Origin of the sequence: Streptomyces sp. cg40 (assembly GCF_050320165.1) — a bacterium.
Taxonomy (GTDB): domain Bacteria; phylum Actinomycetota; class Actinomycetes; order Streptomycetales; family Streptomycetaceae; genus Streptomyces; species Streptomyces hokutonensis.
Genome location: NZ_CP190128.1, coordinates 5,241,101 through 5,260,598, shown reverse-complemented (window position 1 = coordinate 5,260,598; position 19,498 = coordinate 5,241,101). Strand labels below are relative to the sequence as shown.

The 19,498-nt window shown below is 70.0% G+C and carries 18 protein-coding genes and 3 tRNA genes; 10 read left to right on the top strand and 11 right to left on the bottom strand.

The annotated features are described in order from the left end of the window. Positions 1–20: 20 nt before the first annotated feature. Together ACQHII_RS23290 and ACQHII_RS23285 are read left to right on the top strand one after the other, a co-directional pair. Complete coding sequence (locus ACQHII_RS23290) at positions 21–1,538, top strand: N,N-dimethylformamidase beta subunit family domain-containing protein (RefSeq protein ID WP_427921118.1); 1,518 nt, start codon at positions 21–23, stop codon at positions 1,536–1,538. A gap of 91 nt (positions 1,539–1,629) precedes the next feature. Further along, positions 1,630–2,529 carry a phosphoribosylaminoimidazolesuccinocarboxamide synthase gene (locus ACQHII_RS23285; RefSeq protein ID WP_427921117.1) on the top strand — a complete coding sequence of 300 codons (900 nt, stop codon included), beginning with the start codon at positions 1,630–1,632 and terminating at the stop codon, positions 2,527–2,529. Positions 2,530–2,584: 55 nt separating this feature from the next. Here the strand turns inward: ACQHII_RS23285 and ACQHII_RS23280 are convergent. The 8 genes from ACQHII_RS23280 to ACQHII_RS23245 all read right to left on the bottom strand — a co-directional run bounded on the left by ACQHII_RS23280 (position 2,585) and on the right by ACQHII_RS23245 (position 7,087). Then, a tRNA-Gly gene (locus tag ACQHII_RS23280) sits at positions 2,585–2,660 on the bottom strand. Between the two features lie 23 nt (positions 2,661–2,683). Further along, positions 2,684–3,301, bottom strand: a complete 618-nt coding sequence (locus ACQHII_RS23275; RefSeq protein WP_427921116.1) for a response regulator — start codon at positions 3,299–3,301, stop codon at positions 2,684–2,686. Beyond that, positions 3,298–4,548, bottom strand: a complete 1,251-nt coding sequence (locus ACQHII_RS23270) for a sensor histidine kinase (protein WP_427921115.1) — start codon at positions 4,546–4,548, stop codon at positions 3,298–3,300. Before ACQHII_RS23270 ends, ACQHII_RS23275 begins: the two co-directional genes overlap by 4 nt. A gap of 20 nt (positions 4,549–4,568) precedes the next feature. Next, positions 4,569–5,345: an ABC transporter permease gene (locus ACQHII_RS23265; protein ID WP_427921114.1), complete on the bottom strand. Its 777-nt coding sequence runs from the start codon at positions 5,343–5,345 to the stop codon at positions 4,569–4,571. Next, positions 5,342–6,280, bottom strand: a complete 939-nt coding sequence (locus tag ACQHII_RS23260; RefSeq protein ID WP_427921113.1) for an ABC transporter ATP-binding protein — start codon at positions 6,278–6,280, stop codon at positions 5,342–5,344. The genes ACQHII_RS23265 and ACQHII_RS23260 overlap by 4 nt, the downstream gene beginning before the upstream one ends. 128 nt (positions 6,281–6,408) lie before the next feature. Beyond that, positions 6,409–6,481 (bottom strand) — tRNA-Gly (locus ACQHII_RS23255). An 80-nt stretch (positions 6,482–6,561) separates the two neighbouring features. Next, a tRNA-Gly gene (locus ACQHII_RS23250) sits at positions 6,562–6,633 on the bottom strand. A gap of 136 nt (positions 6,634–6,769) precedes the next feature. Next, the gene (locus ACQHII_RS23245; RefSeq protein WP_019073805.1) at positions 6,770–7,087 is read right to left on the bottom strand and encodes a histone-like nucleoid-structuring protein Lsr2; all 318 of its coding nucleotides are present in this window, start codon (positions 7,085–7,087) and stop codon (positions 6,770–6,772) included. Positions 7,088–7,418: 331 nt separating this feature from the next. On the opposite strand from ACQHII_RS23245, the gene purS reads away from it, so the two are divergent. From purS to purL, 3 genes are read left to right on the top strand one after another with little or no spacing between them, the layout of a single operon-like run. Further along, positions 7,419–7,682, top strand: a complete 264-nt coding sequence (purS, locus tag ACQHII_RS23240; RefSeq protein WP_020124274.1) for a phosphoribosylformylglycinamidine synthase subunit PurS — start codon at positions 7,419–7,421, stop codon at positions 7,680–7,682. Beyond that, the gene (gene purQ / locus ACQHII_RS23235; RefSeq protein ID WP_355910760.1) at positions 7,679–8,359 is read left to right on the top strand and encodes a phosphoribosylformylglycinamidine synthase subunit PurQ; all 681 of its coding nucleotides are present in this window, start codon (positions 7,679–7,681) and stop codon (positions 8,357–8,359) included. Before purS ends, purQ begins: the two co-directional genes overlap by 4 nt. Next, positions 8,356–10,614, top strand: coding sequence for a phosphoribosylformylglycinamidine synthase subunit PurL (gene purL / locus ACQHII_RS23230; protein ID WP_427921112.1), 2,259 nt, complete (start codon positions 8,356–8,358; stop codon positions 10,612–10,614). The genes purQ and purL overlap by 4 nt, the downstream gene beginning before the upstream one ends. Positions 10,615–10,682: 68 nt before the next feature. Here the strand turns inward: purL and ACQHII_RS23225 are convergent, their stop codons facing one another. Then, positions 10,683–11,810 carry an FAD-dependent oxidoreductase gene (locus tag ACQHII_RS23225; RefSeq protein WP_427921111.1) on the bottom strand — a complete coding sequence of 376 codons (1,128 nt, stop codon included), beginning with the start codon at positions 11,808–11,810 and terminating at the stop codon, positions 10,683–10,685. Between the two features lie 186 nt (positions 11,811–11,996). On the opposite strand from ACQHII_RS23225, the gene ACQHII_RS23220 reads away from it, so the two are divergent. The 3 genes from ACQHII_RS23220 (at position 11,997) to purM (ending at position 15,614) form a co-directional block, all read left to right on the top strand. After that, complete coding sequence (locus tag ACQHII_RS23220) at positions 11,997–12,794, top strand: sterol carrier family protein (RefSeq protein WP_427921110.1); 798 nt, start codon at positions 11,997–11,999, stop codon at positions 12,792–12,794. Positions 12,795–12,971: 177 nt separating this feature from the next. Then, on the top strand, positions 12,972–14,501 hold the full coding sequence (gene purF / locus ACQHII_RS23215) for an amidophosphoribosyltransferase (RefSeq protein WP_427921109.1): 1,530 nt from the start codon (positions 12,972–12,974) through the stop codon (positions 14,499–14,501). A 48-nt stretch (positions 14,502–14,549) separates the two neighbouring features. Further along, positions 14,550–15,614: a phosphoribosylformylglycinamidine cyclo-ligase gene (gene purM, locus ACQHII_RS23210; RefSeq protein WP_427921107.1), complete on the top strand. Its 1,065-nt coding sequence runs from the start codon at positions 14,550–14,552 to the stop codon at positions 15,612–15,614. Between the two features lie 115 nt (positions 15,615–15,729). Here the strand turns inward: purM and ACQHII_RS23205 are convergent, their stop codons facing one another. Beyond that, on the bottom strand, positions 15,730–15,987 hold the full coding sequence (locus ACQHII_RS23205; protein WP_019061825.1) for a DUF3073 domain-containing protein: 258 nt from the start codon (positions 15,985–15,987) through the stop codon (positions 15,730–15,732). A 275-nt stretch (positions 15,988–16,262) separates the two neighbouring features. After that, positions 16,263–17,354 carry a Leu/Phe/Val dehydrogenase gene (locus ACQHII_RS23200; protein ID WP_427921106.1) on the bottom strand — a complete coding sequence of 364 codons (1,092 nt, stop codon included), beginning with the start codon at positions 17,352–17,354 and terminating at the stop codon, positions 16,263–16,265. Positions 17,355–17,576: 222 nt separating this feature from the next. Between ACQHII_RS23200 and ACQHII_RS23195 the strand changes: the two genes are divergently transcribed. Both ACQHII_RS23195 and bldC read left to right on the top strand, forming a co-directional pair. Then, positions 17,577–18,422, top strand: a complete 846-nt coding sequence (locus ACQHII_RS23195) for a hypothetical protein (protein ID WP_427921105.1) — start codon at positions 17,577–17,579, stop codon at positions 18,420–18,422. A gap of 520 nt (positions 18,423–18,942) precedes the next feature. Beyond that, positions 18,943–19,149: a developmental transcriptional regulator BldC gene (bldC, locus tag ACQHII_RS23190; RefSeq protein WP_003949541.1), complete on the top strand. Its 207-nt coding sequence runs from the start codon at positions 18,943–18,945 to the stop codon at positions 19,147–19,149. Positions 19,150–19,498: the final 349 nt, after the last annotated feature.

Here is a 19,498-nt window from a genome sequence, read left to right as displayed (position 1 = left end):
GCACGAGGGAGGGGAGCGACATGGGGTCGGAGCAGATCCGCCGCTGGGAGTCGGGAGCGCTGGCGCACGCCGTGACGGACCCCTTCGGACAGGGCCCGGTCCCGTGGCTCCGGGGCAGCGAGACCTACTTCGACGACACCGGCCACGTCGTCCCCTGGTACGTGGACCCGGCCCCCGCCCCGCCCCCGGCGTACGCCTCCGGCAGGAACACCCTCAAAGTCCCCGCCCCGCGCGCCTCCGCGTCCGGCGGCGGCCCGCGCTCGGCCGACGACGTGCGCCGCCAGATCAAGGGCTTCACCAACGCGAGCGCGGTCGCCCCCGGCGAGGCCCTCGACTTCCACATCACCGTCGACCCGCCCCAGGAGTTCGGCGTCGACATCTACCGCATCGGCCACTACGGCGGTGACGGCGCCGCCAAGATCACCACCAGCCCCCGCCTCTCGGGCATCGTCCAGCCCCCGCCGCTCACCGCCGACCGCACGGTCTCCTGCCACCACTGGTGGCTCTCCTGGCGGTTGCAGGTCCCGAGCTACTGGAGCATCGGCGCCTACGTGGCCGTCCTCACCACCGCCGACGGCTACCGCTCGCACATCCCCTTCACGGTCCGCGACAAGCACCCAGCCGACCTGCTCCTCCTCCTGCCGGACATCACCTGGCAGGCGTACAACCTCTACCCGGAGGACGGCCACACCGGCGCGAGCCTCTACCACGCCTGGGACGCCGACGGCCGGCTGCTCGGCGAGTCCGAGGCCGCGACGACGGTCTCCTTCGACCGCCCGTACGCGGGCGCGGGCCTGCCCCTGCACGTGGGCCACGCCTACGACTTCATCCGCTGGGCCGAGCGCTACGGCTACGACCTCGCCTACGCCGACCACCGCGATCTGCACGCGGGCCATGTCGACCCCACCCGCTACCGGGGGCTGGTCTTCCCGGGCCACGACGAGTACTGGTCGACCCCCATGCGCCGTACCGTCGAACTGGCCCGCGAGCACGGCACGTCCCTCGTCTTCCTCTCCGCCAACACCATGTACTGGCAGGTGGAGTTGGCGCCTTCGCCGTCCGGTGTCCCCGACCGGCTGCTCACCTGCCGCAAGCGCCGGGGCCCGGGCCGCTCGGTGCTGTGGCGCGAAGTCGACCGCCCCGAGCAGCAGTTGGTGGGCATCCAGTACGCGGGCCGGGTCCCCGAGCCGCATCCCCTGATCGTGCGCAACGCCGACCACTGGCTGTGGGAGGCGACCGGCACCGCCGAGGGCGAGGGCATCGAGGGCCTGGTCGCGGGCGAGGCCGACCGGTACTTCCCGCGCACCCAGCTCCCCCCGCACGACGAGCGCATCCTGCTCGCCCACTCCCCGTACACGGACAACGAGGGCGCCCTCCGCCACCAGGAGACCTCCCTCTACCGCGCGCCGTCCGGCTCCCTGGTCTTCGCCTCCGGCACCTTCGCCTGGTCACCGGCCCTGGACCGCCCCGGCCACGTCGACGCCCGCGTCCAGCGCGCCACCGCCAACCTCCTGGACCGCATCTGCAAGCACGACTGAACCCCGCTCGCGAGGTCACCTCACCCCCTGTCCGGAGGCGGCCTCGCATACGGGACAATCGAGCCAGTTGGAGAGACCCACTGGAGGAACCGTGTCCGGATTCGTAGAAAAGCCCGAGCCGCTCCAGGTCCCGGGCCTGACGCACCTCCACACCGGCAAGGTGCGCGACCTGTACCAGAACGGGGCGGGCGAACTCGTGATGGTCGCCAGCGACCGCATGTCCGCCTACGACTGGGTACTGCCCACCGAGATCCCGGACAAGGGCCGCGTCCTCACCCAGCTCTCCCTCTGGTGGTTCGACCAGCTCGCCGACCTGATCCCCAACCACGTCCTCGGCACCGACCTCCCGCCCGGCGCCCCCGCCGACTGGGCCGGCCGCACCCTCGTCTGCAAGTCCCTGCGGATGGTCCCGGTCGAGTGCGTGGCCCGCGGCTACCTCACCGGCTCCGGCCTGCTGGAGTACAACGCCTCCCGCACGGTCTGCGGCCTCGCCCTCCCCGAGGGCCTGGTCGACGGCAGCGAACTCCCCGCCCCGATCTTCACCCCGGCCACCAAGGCCGCCGTAGGGGAGCACGACGAGAACGTGTCGTACGAGGAGGTCGCCCGCCAGGTCGGCGCCGACACCGCCGCGCAGCTGCGCCAGGCGACCCTCGCGGTCTACTCCCGCGCCCGGGACATCGCCCGGGACCGGGGCATCCTCCTCGCGGACACCAAGTTCGAGTTCGGCTTCGACGGCGAGACCCTGATCGCCGCCGACGAGGTCCTCACCCCGGACTCCTCCCGTTTCTGGCCGGCCGAGGAGTGGGAGCCGGGGCGCGCGCAGCCGTCGTACGACAAGCAGTTCGTGCGCGACTGGCTGACCGGCCCGGAGTCCGGCTGGGACCGCAGCAGCGAGCAGCCCCCGCCGCCGCTGCCGCAGCAGGTCGTGGACGCGACCCGCGCGAAGTACATCGAGGCGTACGAGCGCCTGACGGGCCAGAGCTGGAGCTAGCCGCCGAAAACGGGGCACGAAAAAACCCCGGTCCACCCGGACCGGGGTTCTTACGTGGAGCGGACGACCAGGTTCGAACTGGCGACCTCAACCTTGGCAAGGTTGCGCTCTACCAACTGAGCTACGTCCGCGCTGCGCCGTGGCGCGAGAGCAACTATACCCAACCTCGCTCGCGTGCGAGACGCACTGCCGTATGACGGTTCTCGGCACCGAGTTTCGAGGCGGCCGAGGAGAGATAGTTCCGCACGGTCCCCTGGGACAGCGCGGCCCGTTCGGCGATCTCCGCGACCGGCGCACCGTCGGCGGCCAGCTCCAGGACCTCGGCCTCGCGCGCGGTCAGCGGCGAGTCCCCGGCGGAGATGGCGTCGGCGGCCAACTCCGGGTCGACGTACCGCTGTCCGGCATGCACCGTGCGGATGATCTCCGCGAGCCGCTGCGCGCTCACCGTCTTCGGCACGAACCCCCGCACACCCGCCGCCAGCGCCCGCTTCAGATGCCCGGGCCGACCGTGCCCGGTCACGATCAACACCTGGCAGTCGGGCAGTTCGGCCCGCAGCGATGTGGCGACCTTCACACCGTCCGCCCCCGGCATCTGCAGATCCAGTACGGCCACATCGGGCCGGTGCGCCCGCGCCATGGCCAGCGCCTCGGGCCCGGTCGCCGCCTCCGCGACCACCAGCAGATCGTCCTCCAGCCCGAGCAACGCGGCCAGCGCCCCCCGAATCAGATGCTCGTCATCAGCGAGCAGCAGCCGTACGACGGCGGCGGTCATGACGCGGCACCCCCCGCCCCCGCCGGCAGCGGCACACTCGCCCTCACCCGGAACCGGTCGTCGTCCACAGCCCCCGCCTCCAGCTCCCCGCCCACCGCGCTCAGCCTCTCCCGCAGCCCCACGAGCCCCGCTCCGCCGCCGGTACCGGTGCTCGCACCCACCGTCTTCGCCCCGTCGTTCTCCACCGTCAGCACCACGCTCCCCTCCGCCACCCGCACCGCGACCGCACAGCGCCCCGCGTTGCCGTGCCGCAGGACGTTGGTCGTCGCCTCGCGGACCACCCAGCCGAGGGCCGACTGCACCTCGGACGGCAGCCCCGCCGCCTCGCCGGTCACCTCGCACTCGATGCCCGCCGCCGTCAACACGCCCTGCGCTCCGGCGAGTTCGACGTCGAGCGCGGTCTCGCGATAGCCCCGTACGACATCCCGCACCTCCCGTTGCGACTCCCGCGCGATCCGCTGGACCTCGATCATCTGGTCCACGGCCTCGGCCCGTCCGCGCCGTGCGAGCTGTACGGCGAGTTCGCTCTTCAGCGCGATCACCGACAGGTTGCGGCCCATGACGTCGTGCAGGTCGCGCCCGAAGCGGAGCCGTTCCTCGGCGACGGCGAGCCGGGCCCGGGTCTCGCGGGCCTCGTCGAGTTCGTAGACGGCGTCGAGGAGCCACACGGAGAAGACGGCGGTGAAGGCGAGACCGCCGCCGGCGACGAGGACGATGAGCGCGGTGACGAGCGCGGCCGGGGCGGCCACCCCCAGCGGGAGCTGGAGGACCAGCGTTCCGCCGACCACGCCCGCCACCACCGTGAGGACCTGGCGCAGGCCGCGCACCCCGAGCGTCAGGGTGCCGGTGCCGAAACTCAGCACGCCCACCAGGAGCGTGGCCGCGGCGGCCTGCGCCTGGTCGTCGCCGTGACCCCGCTCCCCCAGGACGACCGCGACGACGGCGATCAGCGCGGTCACCGCCCCGAGGAACCACAGCAGTCGTACGGGCTGTGCCCGCCGGCCGCGCGTCCAGTCGAGAGCCCGGGAGGCGGTGGCGGAACAGAGCAGCGCGTGCCCGGTCACCAGCACCGCCATCCAGCTCGCGGCATCCGTCCCGACCTGCGCGAACAGCGGCAGCCCGACCGCCGCGACCTCGATCAGGGCGAAGAAGTGGAAGGACCACCGGGTGTACGTCTCGACCTTCGCGGGCGTGGTCTTCCGCCCCCACCAGCCGCCGGAGCCGCGCGTGCTGCCAGATGTCCGCATGATCCGGTGCTCTCCGTACGTCAGCGCCGCGGTTCCCAGCGGAACCACCGCCGTACAGCAAACACCGCGAGGACGGTCCAGGCCAGCGCGGTCAGGACGGCGACCAGGGCGTCGGAGCCGGACAGGTCGCCGCTCCAGCCGCCGCCGATCAGCCGGATCACGGGGGAGAGCGGGAGGAACCGGCAGACGTCCGCGACCCGGTCGGAGATGAGCTGGAGCGGGACGATGATCCCGGATCCCATCATGGACACCAGCACCACCGGCAGCGCGGTCACCTGAGCGCTCTCCGCCGTCCTGGTCACGCTCGCCGTGAGAGCGGCCAGCGCGGCGCTCAGGACGAGCCCGAACAGCAGCCCCAGGAAGGCGAGTTGGGGCATCGCGGGCGCCCCGGCGTCCAGCAGCAGCACACAGGCCGCGGCCAGCAGCACGGACTGCACGAACCCGAGGCACACGGCCGGCAGCGCGGTCCCGGCGAGGATCTCGGAGTCGCCGAGCTCCCCGGTGCGCAGCCGCTTGAGGACGAGTTCCTCGCGGCGCGCGACGAAGGCGCCGACGAGGGACGAGTACACGGCGAAGAGCAGCGAGAACCCGATCGCGGCGGTGAGCATCACCGAGTCGACCGACAGCCCCTCCCCCTTCAGATCCAGCTGGTCGATCGCGGGCCGCACACTGAACGGCAGCGCCAGCGGCACGAACAGCGCCGTGACCACCGCGTTCCGGTTCCGCCCGAGCAGGCTCAGCTCGGCCCGCCCCAGCGCCCGCATCCGCCCCGCGGGCGTAGTCGCCACGGCGTTCATACGGCCACCTCCCGCTCCCGCGCGATCCCCAGGAACGCCTCCTCCAGCGAGGCCGACCGCAGCTCCAGCCGCCGCAGCTCGATCCCCGCCCGCTCGGCCCACACCAGCACCCCGGTCGCCGCCCGCTGCAACTCGTGCGTCCGCAGCCGTACGACCCTCCCGTCCACCTCGTGCCCGACGACCCCCAGTTCGCCGAGCGGCGGCAGGTCCCCCACGAAGTACCCGGCGGGCAGTTCGAAGGAGATCCGCGAGGGCCGCCCCGCCGTCACCTCGTCCGGTGTCCCGGTGACCGCGATCCGCCCCCCGCTCATGATCGCCAGCCGGTCGGCGAGCCCCTCGGCCTCCTCCAGGTAGTGCGTGGTCAGCAGCACGGTCGTCCCGCCGTCGCGCAGCGCCCGCACCAACTCCCAGGTGTCCAGGCGCCCTTCGGCGTCCAGACCGGTCGTCGGCTCGTCGAGGAACAGCACCTCGGGCTCCCCCAGCAGCGCGAGCGCGAGATCGAGCCGCCGCCGCTCACCCCCGGACAACTGCTTGACCCGTACGGCGGCCCGCCGCTCCAGCCCGACCAGCGCGAGCGCCTCCGCCACCGGCCGCGCCCCGCTCGTGCAGCCGGCCCACATCCGCGCGGTCTCGGCGACGGTCAGCTCGGACGGAAAGCCGCCCTCCTGAAGCATCACCCCGGTCCGCGGCCGTACGGCGGCCCGCTCGGTGTGGGCATCGTGGCCGAGGACGCGCACCCGGCCGCCGGACGGCGCCGCGAGTCCCTCCAGCACCTCGACGGTCGAGGTCTTGCCGGCGCCATTGGTGCCGAGCAGCGCGAATACCTCTCCGCGCCGCACGGAGAATGTGATCCCCCGCACAGCCTCGAACCCGCCCCCGTACACACGGCGTAGGTCGGTGACCTCAATCACGTGTTCGTGTTCGTTGGTGTCCATGGCTCCAGCGTCCCGGCGGCGGGGGCGCGGCAGCAGTGTCCGGTGTCATCACTCGGCATGACAAATGTCAGACGGGCGTCGAGGCACACGAAAAGACCCCGGTCCAATGGACCGGGGTCTTGTTCCCGAGCGGACGACCAGGTTCGAACTGGCGACCTCAACCTTGGCAAGGTTGCGCTCTACCAACTGAGCTACGTCCGCATTGCCTCCGACCGGCTCTCACCAGTCGGCGCGAGCACCAGCCTACCCGATCCACCAGAGTGGTCCGGACGGTGATGCAGAGCGGGTGACAGGAATTGCACACTGCGCCTTCCCCCTGGAAGGGGGATGTTCTGCTACTGAACTACACCCGCATGTACTCCGTGAGCTGGGCCTTTCGGCCTCGCCCCTCGGCGTGCTCCGAACTCTAGCTGACCAGGAGGGGTGCAGCGCAAGTCGGTTCCCCCGAGGGCCCGGTGACCGGTCGTCGGGCCCAGCCCCACGGTCCTTCTACTGCGCGGCGGCGAACGCCTCGTAGACCTTCTTGGGGATGCGTCCGCGGGCCGGCACGTCCATCTTGTTCGCCTGCGCCCAGGCGCGCACGGCCGCCGGGTCGGGGGCGACCTCGGTCTGGCGGTAGGCCTTGCCCGACCTCGACCGCTTGCGACCTGCGTCCACGTACGGCGCGAGCGCCTTACGCAGTTTCTTGGCATTGGCTTGATTCAGGTCGATCTCGTACGACTTGCCGTCGAGTCCGAAGGCGATCGTCTCCGCCGCTTCCGAGCCGTCGATGTCGTCAAAGAGAGTGACCACGACCTTCTGCGCCACGAATATCGGTCCCTTCGTGCGGCACTCCATACAGCTCAGCTGTGGTGATGTGCCGAGTGTCGGCTATTTCTAATTCATTTGTACAGTGCCCGGCAATGCATTGTGAAGCCTGACTAAATCTGTCCGCGTGTCCGGGTGCAATAGGTATCCGGCGTTGATCGGGGATCTTTCCCGTAACTTTTCATGAACTCCCCTGTCCGATACCGGATCGTGATCGCGGTCACGTAGCTTCCTACCAATCTACTCGCGTAGAAATTTTGTGCGGGTAGTCTGAAGACACCTGTCGAAGACCCGCAGGAACACGCTCAGCACCACAACACCGGGAGTGCCAGTGGCACGCGTCGTAGTCGACGTCATGCTCAAGCCGGAGATCCTCGACCCCCAGGGCCAGGCGGTCCAGCGTGCGCTGCCGCGCCTGGGTTTCGAAGGCATCTCCGACGTACGTCAGGGAAAGCGATTCGAACTGGAAGTTGACGGCCCGGTCGACGAGGCCGTGCTCGCCCGCATCCACGATCTTGCGGAATCCTTCCTCGCCAACACCGTGATCGAGGACTTCACCGTCAAGGTGGAGGAAGTCGCGGAGGCCGCGAAGTGACCGCTCGTATTGGCGTCGTCACTTTCCCGGGCAGCCTCGACGACCGGGACACCCAGCGCGCGATCCGCCTCGCCGGCGCCGAACCGGTCGCCCTCTGGCACAAGGACAAGAACCTCCACCAGGTCGACGCGGTAGTCCTCCCGGGCGGTTTTTCCTACGGCGACTATCTGCGCGCGGGTGCCATCTCCCGCTTCTCGCCGGTGATGGAGACGGTCATCGAGCAGGCGAAGTCGGGACTCCCCGTCCTCGGTATCTGCAACGGCTTCCAGGTCCTCACCGAGGCGCACCTCCTCCCCGGCGCGATGCTCGGCAACAACCACCTGCACTTCATCTGCCGTGACCAGAAACTGCGGGTGGAGAACGCGGACACGTCCTGGACCGGTGACTACACCGCCGGCCAGGAGATCCACATCCCGCTGAAGAACATGGACGGCCGCTACGTCGCCGACGAGCACACGCTCGACGAGCTGGAGGCGGAGGGCCGCGTCGTCTTCCGCTACCTGGACCTGAACCCGAACGGCTCGCTGCGCGACATCGCCGGCATCACCAACGCGGCCGGGAACGTCGTAGGTCTCATGCCGCACCCCGAGCACGCGGTCGAGCCGCTCATCGGGTCCGGCCGCACGGACGGCCTTCCCTTCTTCACCTCGATCCTCAAGAAGCTGGTCAACGCATGAGCCGGACGCCTCTGGACACGGTCGAGCACGCGGCCGAGACCCCCGACGTCGAGCTGCCCTGGGCCGAACTCGGCCTGAAGAAGGACGAGTACGAGAGGGTCGTGGAGATCCTCGGCCGGCGGCCCACCGGTGCCGAGCTCGCCATGTACTCGGTCATGTGGTCCGAGCACTGCTCGTACAAGTCCTCCAAGGTCCACCTCCGCCAGTTCGGCGAGAAGGCCCCCCAGTCCGACGCGCTGCTCGTGGGCATCGGCGAGAACGCGGGCGTGGTCGACGTCGGCCAGGGCTACGCGGTCACCTTCAAGGTGGAGTCCCACAACCACCCGTCGTACGTGGAGCCGTATCAGGGCGCTGCCACCGGCGTCGGCGGCATCGTGCGCGACATCATCGCGATGGGCGCCCGCCCGGTCGCCGTCGTCGACCCTCTGCGCTTCGGTGCGGCCGACCACCCCGACACCAAGCGCGTCCTCCCGGGCGTCGTCGCGGGCATCGGCGGCTACGGCAACTGCCTGGGCCTGCCGAACATCGGCGGCGAGGTCGTCTTCGACGCCTGCTACCAGGGCAACCCGCTGGTCAACGCGGGCGCCATCGGCGTCATGCGGCACGAGGACATCCACCTCGCGAAGGCCTCCGGCGCGGGCAACAAGGTCATCCTCTACGGCGCCCGCACGGGCGGCGACGGCATCGGCGGCGCGTCGATCCTGGCGAGCGAGACCTTCGACGACGCCAAGCCGTCGAAGCGCCCCGCCGTCCAGGTGGGCGACCCCTTCCAGGAGAAGCTCCTCATCGAGTGCACGCTTGAGGCCTTCAAGGAGAAGCTGGTCGTCGGCATCCAGGACCTGGGCGCGGCCGGACTCTCCTGCGCCACAAGCGAGTTGGCGTCCAACGGCTCGGGCGGCATGACGGTCACCCTGGACGACGTCCCGCTCCGCGACTCCACGCTCTCGCCCGAGGAAATCCTCATGAGCGAGTCGCAGGAACGCATGTGCGCGGTCGTCGAGCCGTCCAAGGTCGACCGCTTCCTGGAGATCTGCGAGAAGTGGGACGTCATCGCCACGGTCATCGGCGAGGTGACCGACGGCGACCGCCTGGAGATCTTCTGGCACGGCGGCAAGATCGTGGACGTCGACCCGCGCACGGTCGCGCACGACGGCCCGGTCTACGAGCGCCCGTACGCCCGCCCGTCCTGGCAGGACGCGCTCCAGGCCGACGACGCCAACAAGCTTGCCCGGCCCGGGACTTCGGAGGAACTGAAGGCCCAGGTCCTGGCGCTGGTGTCGTCCCCGAACCAGGCGTCGAAGAAGTGGATCACCTCGCAGTACGACCACTTCGTGCAGGGCAACACGGTCCTCGCGCAGCCCGAGGACTCGGGCATGATCCGCATCGACGAGGAGACCGGCCTCGGGGTCGCCATCGCGACGGACGGCAACGGCCGCTACGCGAAGCTCGACCCGTACGCGGGCGCGCAGTTGGCGCTGTCCGAGGCCTATCGCAACGTGGCGACCACGGGCGCGAAGCCCCTCGCGGTCTCCGACTGCCTGAACTTCGGTTCGCCCGAAGACCCGGCGGTCATGTGGCAGTTCGCGGAGGCCATCCGTGGACTGGCCGACGCCTGCCAGCAGTTGGGCACCCCGGTCACGGGCGGCAACGTCTCGCTCTACAACCAGACGGGCGACGTCGCCATCCACCCGACGCCGGTCGTAGCGGTGTTGGGCGTGATCGACGACGTGGCGCGCCGCACGCCGGTCGCCTTCCAGGAGGAGGGCCAGCTGCTCTACCTCCTCGGCGACACCCGCGAGGAGTTCGGCGGCTCGGCCTGGTCCCAGGTCGTCCACGACCACCTCGGCGGACTGCCCCCGAAGGTCGACCTGGAGCGCGAACGCCTCCTCGCCGAGATCCTGATCTCCGCCTCCCGCGACGGCATGATCGACTCGGCGCACGACCTGTCCGACGGCGGTCTGATCCAAGCGGTAGTGGAATCGGCCCTGTTGGGCGAGAAGGGCGCACGCCTGATCGTCCCCGACGGGCTCGACGCCTTCACCTTCCTCTTCTCGGAGTCGGCGGGCCGCGCGGTCGTCGCCGTCCCGCGCTCGGAGGAACTCCGCTTCAACGACATGTGCGGCGCACGGGGCCTGCCGGTCACGCGCATCGGTGTCGTGGACGGTGAATCCGTAGAAATCCAGGGCGAGTTCGCGCTGTCCCTGGCGGAACTGCGCGAGGCGCACGAGGGGACGATCCCGGCGCTGCTGGCGTAACGCACGGGTGTGGAAAGCGTCCGTGGACGCGGTCACGGTGATGACCGCTCCACGGACGCTTTCGTCCGTCACGCCTCCTGTTCGTCCTGGTCGAAGAAGGCGAACGGGTCCGTACCGATGGCCTCGTTGGTGGCCACGGCCTCGACGGCGGCGGTGGCGCTTCGGGGGAACAGCGCCTCCTCGTACGCGGTGAGCGCCCGCTCGATGTCGTCGGGGTACGCGGCGATGGCGAGGGCGAGTTCGGCGCCGTCCTGCATGGCGAGGTTGGCGCCCTCGCCGTCCGGCGGGGAGAGATGGGCGGCGTCGCCGACCAGGGTCACGCCCGGAATCCGGTCCCAACGGTGGCCGATCGGCAGCGAGTTGAGTGGGCGCGGTACTGGAGCGGTGTCGCTGTCGGTGATCAGGGCGGTGATCTCGGGGGCCCAGCCCTCGAACTCCGCGGCGATGCGCGCGGTGGCCGCGGCGACATCGGTGAAGTCGATGCCGTCGAACCACTCCAGCGGCCTGGCCAGCGTCATATAGGCGTGCAGCGTCTCGCCGCTCTCGCGGTGGGCCGCGATCCACTGCCCGCTCGTGCCCTTGTCGAACACGAACAGCGATCCGCCGCCGACCGCCTTCGCGGCGGCGGGATGCCGGGTCTCGGCGTCGTGGAGGTAGGTCTCGACGAAGGTCCGGCCGAAATACTCCGGGGTGGCGTCGGACAGCAGCGGCCGGACGCGGGACCAGGCGCCGTCCGCGCCGACGAGCAGACCGGTGACGACGGTGCCGCCCTCCGCGAACACCACCTCGTGCCGGCCCTTGCCGAGCGTGCGCACCCCGGTGACCTTGTGCCCCCACCGCACGGTGCCGGCCGGGAGCGAGTCGAGCAGGATCTGGCGCAGTTCGCCGCGCTGCACCTCGGGGCGGTGACCCGTGCCGTCGTCCGGCTTGTCGAGCAGGACGGTGCCGTCCGGGGCGAGGACGCGGGTCGCCTGCCGCCCCGGCAGGACGATGGCGCGGAACGCGTCCAGCAAGTCGGCTTCCTCCAGGGCGAGTTGGCCGTTGTAGTCATGGATGTCGAGCATGCCGCCCTGCATCCGGGCCATCGGTGAGGCCTCCGCCTCGTAGACCGTGGCCGGTATGCCGTGGACGTGCAGGACACGGGCGAGAGTCAGTCCGCCGAGTCCGGCGCCGATGATCGTGACGTGCGTGGTCATGACGATTCCTTGCGTACGACGGGCCCACCGGACGGCCGTCCGACGGGATCCCGGCCAGGTTTCAACCCGCCGCCGACAGCCCGCCGACGCACCGCCGACACCTCCGACAGACCGCCGATACGGCCCTCTCCCGGACGCGCGGAAAACGCCATGAGACCGCTCCCGACAAGCACTAGGCTCCCCGCCATGCCCACGGCCAAGAAGCGCGCCCGCACCTATGACCCGGCGAAGACCCGCACCGCGGTACTCGCCCAGTTCGGGAACGTGCGGGAGGCGGTGGCGGGCCTCGGCCCCGAGCAACTCGCGTCGCCGACCCGGCTCGGCGACTGGACCGTACGCGAACTCGTCGCGCACATCGGGATGGCGGTGACCGCCGTCCACCGCGCCCTGGAGCGGCCGGCCCCGCCCGCGCAGGACTCCGTGCTTCTCGACTGGCCCTTCGCCACCGCGGCCAACTCCTCCGCCATCGCCGACTTCACGCGTGCGCTCGCCGAGCGGCACCCCGACCTCGGCACCTACCTCGCCGACATCGAGCGGACCCTCACCGGGCACCTGGACGCCCACCCCGGCAACCGGCTGCTCGAAACCAACGCCGGTGCCATGCCACTGGCCGACTACCTCGTCACCCGTACCGTCGAACTCGTCGTCCACACCGACGACCTGAACGCGGCCGTCCCGGGTCTCGACATCCCCTACGACCGTCAGGCACTCGCCGCCTGCACCCGGCTGCTGGCCGACGCGCTGGCGGTGAAGGCGCCCGGCGGTTCGACGGAGGTGCGGATCCCGCCGTACGCCGTCGTGCAGTGCGTGGAAGGGCCCCGGCACACCCGCGGCACCCCGCCCAACGTCGTGGAGACCGACCCCCTGACCTGGATCCGGCTCGCGACCGGACGGACCTCGTGGAAGGACGCCGTAGAAGAGGCGACGGTCAGGGCCAGCGGGGAGCGGGCCGACCTCGCGGCCCTGTTGCCGATCATGTCCTGAGGGCGGTTCGGGCGCGGCAGGATGTGCGACCGCTCACCTCGTAGGGCGGGCGGCGGGGCCGTCGTAGCGTCGCTCTCCGTGTTTTGGCTGGTGGGAGCGGTGCCGTCGGGGAGTGATCCATTGCAGGCGTGTATCCCGAATTCGGACCAGTGGTCGATCTCGCCTACACTCGGTGCCGTGCCACGTGGTGACGGTCGACTCAGTCATGATCTGCTCCCCGGCGAGAAAGGACCCCAGGACGCTTGCGGCGTCTTCGGAGTCTGGGCTCCCGGTGAAGAGGTCGCCAAGCTCACTTACTTCGGGCTCTACGCCCTCCAGCATCGAGGCCAGGAATCCGCGGGAATCGCGGTCAGCAACGGCTCCCAGATCCTCGTCTTCAAGGACATGGGCCTCGTTTCGCAGGTCTTCGACGAGACCTCGCTCGGTTCGCTCCAGGGTCATATCGCGGTCGGTCACGCCCGCTACTCGACCACCGGCGCCTCCGTGTGGGAGAACGCCCAGCCGACGTTCCGCGCCACCGCGCACGGTTCGATCGCGCTCGGCCACAACGGCAACCTGGTCAACACCGCCCAGCTCGCGGAGATGGTCGCCGACCTCCCCAAGAAGGAGGGCGGCCGCACCCCGCGCGTGGCCGCGACCAACGACACCGACCTCCTCACGGCCCTGCTCGCCGCCCAGGAGGACCCGGACGGCAAGCCGCTGACCATCGAGGAGGCCGCCCACACGGTCCTCCCGCAGGTCCAGGGCGCCTTCTCGCTCGTCTTCATGGACGAGCACACCCTCTACGCGGCCCGCGACCCCCAGGGCATCCGCCCGCTGGTCCTCGGCCGCCTGGAGCGCGGCTGGGTCGTCGCCTCCGAGTCCGCCGCCCTGGACATCTGCGGCGCCGCCTACGTCCGCGAGCTGGAGCCGGGCGAGTTCGTCGCCATCGACGAGAACGGCCTGCGTACGTCCCGATTCGCGGAAGCGAAGCCCAAGGGCTGTGTCTTCGAGTACGTCTATCTCGCCCGCCCCGACACCGACATCGCCGGGCGGAACGTGTACCTCTCCCGCGTGGAGATGGGCCGGAAACTCGCCAAGGAAGCTCCCGTCGAGGCCGATCTGGTCATAGCGACTCCGGAGTCGGGCACCCCGGCCGCGATCGGCTACGCGGAGGCCTCGGGCATCCCGTTCGGCGCCGGCCTGGTGAAGAACGCCTATGTCGGCCGTACGTTCATCCAGCCCTCGCAGACCATCCGGCAGCTCGGTATCCGCCTGAAGCTGAACCCGCTGAAGGAAGTCATCAAGGGCAAGCGGCTGGTCGTCGTCGACGACTCGATCGTGCGCGGCAACACCCAGCGGGCGCTGGTGCGCATGCTCCGCGAGGCCGGGGCCGCCGAGGTCCACATCCGGATCTCCTCGCCGCCCGTGAAGTGGCCCTGCTTCTTCGGCATCGACTTCGCCACCCGCGCGGAACTCATCGCCAACGGCATGACGATCGACGAGATCGGCACCTCGCTCGGCGCCGACTCGCTGTCGTACATCTCCCTGGACGGCATGATCGAGGCGACCACCATCGCCAAGCCGAACCTCTGCCGCGCCTGCTTCGACGGCGAGTACCCGATGGACCTCCCGGACCCCGAGCTGCTCGGCAAGCAGCTCCTGGAGACCGAGCTGGCGGCCGGTCCGGCCGCCACGGCCGCGGCCGACGCGATCCGTCGCCCGTAAGCACCGCCGCAGCCCCGCCGCACCAATCAACGCGAAAGATCCCAGGCAATGTCTGAGACCAGTGCCAGCTACGCCAGCGCAGGCGTCGACATCGAAGCCGGCGACCGCGCCGTGGAACTCATGAAGGAGTGGGTGAAGAAGACCCAGCGCCCCGAGGTCCTCGGCGGCCTCGGCGGCTTCGCCGGGCTCTTCGACGCCTCCGCCCTCAAGCGGTTCGAGCGCCCCCTGCTCGCCTCCGCCACGGACGGCGTCGGCACGAAGGTCGACATCGCCCGCCGCCTCGGCGTCTACGACACGATCGGCCACGACCTGGTCGCGATGGTCATGGACGACATCGTGGTGTGCGGCGCCGAGCCGCTCTTCATGACCGACTACATCTGCGTCGGCAAGGTGCACCCCGAGCGTGTCGCGGCCATCGTCAAGGGCATCGCCGAGGGCTGTGTGCTGGCCGGCTGCGCCCTGGTCGGCGGCGAGACCGCCGAACACCCGGGTCTGCTGGGCCCGGACGACTTCGATGTCGCCGGCGCCGGTACGGGCGTCGTGGAGGCCGACCGGCTGCTCGGCGCGGATCGCATCCGCACGGGTGACGCGGTCATCGCGATGGCCTCCTCCGGACTTCACTCGAACGGGTACTCGCTCGTCCGGCACGTGCTGCTCGACCAGGCCGGCCTGGACCTGGAGGCGCGGATCGACGAGCTCGGCCGCACGCTCGGCGAGGAACTCCTCGTGCCCACGAAGATCTACTCGCTGGACTGCCTCGCGCTGACCCGCACGACCGACGTGCACGCCTTCTCGCACGTCACCGGCGGCGGACTGGCCGCCAACCTCGCCCGGGTGATCCCGGACGGCCTGCACGCGATCGTGGACCGCTCCACCTGGACCCCGGCGCCGGTCTTCGACCTCGTCGGGAAGACCGGCCGGGTCGAGCGCCTGGAGCTGGAGAAGACGCTGAACATGGGCGTCGGCATGATCGCGATCGTGCCCGAGGAGTCCGCGGACGTCGCCCTGGAGACGCTGGCCGACCGCGGGGTCGAGGCCTGGGTCGCCGGCGAGATCACCGAGCGCGGCGACCACGCGACGGGCGCGGAGCTGGTCGGGGACTACGCGGTCTGATCACAACAGCCGCCTGCCGAACGGCAGCACAAAACCCGGTCCGGCGGTGTTGCCCCGGACCGGGTGAGGTGCAGTTGTTCCGGATACGCGGAAACTGCGGAGGGACGCTGTTGCGTCAAGCGCCGCGACGTTGCGACTGAGGACCGGACTCGTCGTCCTCGTCCTCATCGTCGTCGTTATAGAGATCCGCGTACTGAGCGTACGGGTCGTCTTCTTCCTCGTCGTCGTCCTCGAACGGCTCGCCATTCGGCGGCTGGCTCGAAGTCGAAGCGCCCAGCTCATTGGCCAGACGCGAGAGGTCAGTCCCGCCGCTGCTGTACTTCAGCTGGCGGGCGACCTTCGTCTGCTTGGCCTTTGCCCGGCCGCGCCCCATGGCTCGACCCCCTCGGATACGAGGCTCGGTGGCCTCAGAGTCTTGACACGCGTTCATGATCTGGAACGGACTCTCCGTGGAGAGACCGGTCCGTAGGGCTTCCACGGTACCTGAGCCCGCGCCCATACGGTACGTCGCCCGCAGCACGTGCCGGGCCACAGGACCCGCGAGGTGCCCTGTCCTCGCTGGTCAACCGCGATTTTAACCACTTCTTGGCAGGCGACCCGCCGACGAACGTGAGAGTTCTCTCGAAGTCGTCGCCGGCGGGTACCGGCTCACCTGTTCCGCGAGGCCGCCTCGTGCATCCGCTGCTCGGCGATCCGGTCGGCCGCCGCGGCCGGCGGAATACCGTCGTCCTTCGCACGTGCGAATATGGCCAGCGTGGTGTCGAAGATCTTCGCGGCCTTCGCCCTGCACCGCTCGAAGTCGAACCCGTGCAGCTCGTCGGCGACCTGGATCACCCCGCCGGCATTCACCACGTAGTCCGGCGCGTAGAGGATCCCGCGGTCGGCGAGGTCCTTCTCGACGCCCGGGTGCTCCAGCTGGTTGTTGGCCGCGCCGCACACCACCTTGGCGGTCAGCACCGGCACGGTCCCGTCGTTCAGGGCACCGCCGAGCGCGCAGGGAGCGTAGATGTCCAGCCCCTCGACCCGGATCAGCGCCTCGGTGTCCGCGACGGCCCGCACACCGGTCGGGTGCTTGTCGAGGACCCGCCGTACGGACTCCTCGCGCACATCGGTGACGACGACCTCGGCGCCCTCGTCCCGCAGGTGCTCCACCAGGTGGTGCCCGACCTTGCCGACGCCCGCGACGCCGACCGTACGGCCGCGCAGCGACGGGTCGCCCCACAGGTGCCGGGCGCTGGCCCGCATGCCCTGGAAGACGCCGAAGGCGGTCAGCACGGAGGAGTCGCCGGCGCCGCCGTTCTCCGGGGACCGGCCGGTCGTCCAGCGGCACTCGCGCGCGACGACGTCCATGTCGGCGACATACGTGCCGACATCGCACGCGGTGACGTAGCGCCCGCCCAGCGAGGCCACGAACCGGCCGTAGGCGAGCAGGAGTTCCTCGGTCTTGTCGCGCTCCGGGTCGCCGATGATCACGGCCTTCCCGCCGCCGTGGTCCAGGCCGGCCATGGCGTTCTTGTACGACATCCCGCGGGCGAGGTTGAGCGCGTCGGCGACGGCCTCGGCCTCGCTCGCGTAGGGGTAGAAGCGCGTGCCGCCCAGTGCGGGGCCCAGCGCGGTGTTGTGGATGGCGATGACGGCCTTGAGGCCGCTGGCCCGGTCCTGGCAGAGCACGACTTGCTCATGACCGCCCTGGTCCGAGTGGAACAGGGTGTGCAGGACGCCGTTGTCTACGTCGGTCACTGTGGTGACTCCTGGGTAAGTGGCGGCGGTTGGAGACAGGCCCCCATAGGGGTGGCGGGTGCCGTGGCACGAGCGTAGGGCCTGGGTGTGGCCGCCATCGGTGCAGTGTTCAGGATCACCTACCGCAGGGGGGTGGCCGTGCGACGATTTGCATAGTTTTCCCGCCCGTTTGTGAGCGGGTTCCGAAGGTTTTCCGCACGGTCGGCGGGGGAGGGAGCAGGCGTGCCCAAGAAGGTGTCCTCGGTGACCGTCCCGTACGCGACCTATCTGCGGGTCTACGAACCGCTGGCCGCTTTCCCGGAGCCGGAGCGCGGCCACTGGGCGCGCTACGCCCGCCGGCCCGACCGGCCGTCGTACCAGGACGAACTCCGCCGCGCGCTGGCCGACTTGCTGCCCACCCCGCCGGTCGCGGTGCCGGTGCACGAGAGCGCGGACGCCTTCGTGGTCGAGGTCGACGGCGTGGTCTGCGTCTGCCCCTGGCGCACCCGGCTGCGCGGCTGGCAGGCACTGGGGGACCTCGCGGAGGAACTTCCGCCGTCGGTCCTGGACTCCGTGCTGCCGCCGCTCGTACGGCACCAGGCCACCCAGGACTACGAGCGCTGGCTGGCCCGCAACCCGGACGCGCGGCCGTGGATCCGCACGGCGACCTGGCAGGTGCCGCTGAACTGGTTCGTGCTCGTCGGGGACGAGGAGCGCCGCTACGACAAGGCCTCCGGGGACGATCCGCCGATGCTGCGCTACCGCACGCCGATGGTGCAGGCGCGGCGGCGCACGGCGCGAGCGCTGCGGACCCTGAAGGACGCGATCGACGACGGGCCGCTGATCGACGGTCTGGTGGACGTCGGGCGCTGGCTTGAGGAGTTCCATCCGCGTTCGCTGGTGGAACTGGACTACGGCGGCCTCGTGCACGTCCTGCCGGCCGGCGAGCTGGAGGACGACCACTCGGCGGCGGACGTGGCCGAGGGCATCGAGGCGCTGCGGACCGGGGACGGGGCGGCGGCCGGCGAGGCGTACGGGCGGCTCGTGGAGCGGTGGCGGTCGGTACGGGACCGGCGGTCGGCGAACTGAGGCAGCTGAGGCGGCGGCCCGCGAGGCTGACACCTTCGAACAAGTGCGCATAGGATTCTTACGGTTCGTCAACACGGGACGTAGGTCCCGATCCGGACGATTGATGTCAAGCGTGACGGATCGCACGTGCAGATCCCTTGCGCCCCTTGCCCGCCCTCATGCCAAAATAGGACAAGGAGTCCGGGGAGGACTCTGTCCGTCCCGTTGTGGGCGGAATCTCAGCATTGCGTGCTTTGGGGGGTCTCGATGACTCCTGATCACCCTGTGACTGATCGTCACAGTGGTGTGACTGTCCGTTATGGCATGGTCCATCGGCTTCCGTCGCTGATGGACACCTGGGATGGCAATTCCATCGGTTTGGCCGTAGCGGTTGGACAGATGGTGTAGTTGTAGTGCCGAGGACATGCCGTTCGTCCTATAACCGACTCGACTCGCGTCCGCCATTTCGGGCAACGCGGGTCAAGGTGCAGAATTTAGAGGAAAGAACCGAGAAGGTTCGGTTCTCCCGAGGAGGCCGCTCATGACCGCTCGCACCCCTGATGCCGAGCCGCTGCTGACCCCGGCTGAGGTCGCCACGATGTTCCGTGTGGACCCCAAGACGGTCACGCGGTGGGCGAAGGCCGGCAAGCTCACTTCGATTCGCACGCTCGGCGGACACCGCCGTTACCGCGAGGCGGAGGTCCGTGCACTGCTCGCGGGCATTCCGCAGCAGCGCAGCGAAGCCTGACCAACTGAATAAGGGCGAAACGGCTGGTCCCCCAACCGGTCAAGCGCCCGACAGCACAGCTCCAAGCGACGCGGGTTCTGCCCCAACAGGGCCCACGCCCAACGCTCTTAGACATGTGAACACAGGGTGCGTCGTAGATCGCGCTGGACTCCGCCGGGTCCAGCGCGATCTTTTTTGTGCCTGGTCGTGGGTCCCTGCGCGGCTCCCGAGGGGTCCTGTGAGGGACCTTGTCGGAGTCTGGGGAGGGCTGTCGGATCTCCTGTGGACCATCGCTCACAGGGGTGCAATTGCACATATTAAATTGACCAGTTGTAGGCGAGTCTTAAGTTCCACCGTTTCAAAAACTTAT

Excerpts from the sequence above, each read along its gene's own strand:
- ACQHII_RS23290 (WP_427921118.1), top strand. The coding sequence starts at position 21 with ATGGGGTCGGAGCAGATCCGCCGCTGGGAGTCGGGAGCGCTGGCGCAC.
- ACQHII_RS23275 (WP_427921116.1), bottom strand. The coding sequence starts at position 3,301 with ATGACCGCCGCCGTCGTACGGCTGCTGCTCGCTGATGACGAGCATCTG.
- ACQHII_RS23270 (WP_427921115.1), bottom strand. The coding sequence starts at position 4,548 with ATGCGGACATCTGGCAGCACGCGCGGCTCCGGCGGCTGGTGGGGGCGG.
- ACQHII_RS23265 (WP_427921114.1), bottom strand. The coding sequence starts at position 5,345 with ATGAACGCCGTGGCGACTACGCCCGCGGGGCGGATGCGGGCGCTGGGG.
- ACQHII_RS23260 (WP_427921113.1), bottom strand. The coding sequence starts at position 6,280 with ATGGACACCAACGAACACGAACACGTGATTGAGGTCACCGACCTACGC.
- purL (WP_427921112.1), top strand. The coding sequence starts at position 8,356 with ATGAGCCGGACGCCTCTGGACACGGTCGAGCACGCGGCCGAGACCCCC.
- ACQHII_RS23225 (WP_427921111.1), bottom strand. The coding sequence starts at position 11,810 with ATGACCACGCACGTCACGATCATCGGCGCCGGACTCGGCGGACTGACT.
- ACQHII_RS23220 (WP_427921110.1), top strand. The coding sequence starts at position 11,997 with ATGCCCACGGCCAAGAAGCGCGCCCGCACCTATGACCCGGCGAAGACC.
- purM (WP_427921107.1), top strand. The coding sequence starts at position 14,550 with ATGTCTGAGACCAGTGCCAGCTACGCCAGCGCAGGCGTCGACATCGAA.
- ACQHII_RS23205 (WP_019061825.1), bottom strand. The coding sequence starts at position 15,987 with ATGGGGCGCGGCCGGGCAAAGGCCAAGCAGACGAAGGTCGCCCGCCAG.
- bldC (WP_003949541.1), top strand. The coding sequence starts at position 18,943 with ATGACCGCTCGCACCCCTGATGCCGAGCCGCTGCTGACCCCGGCTGAG.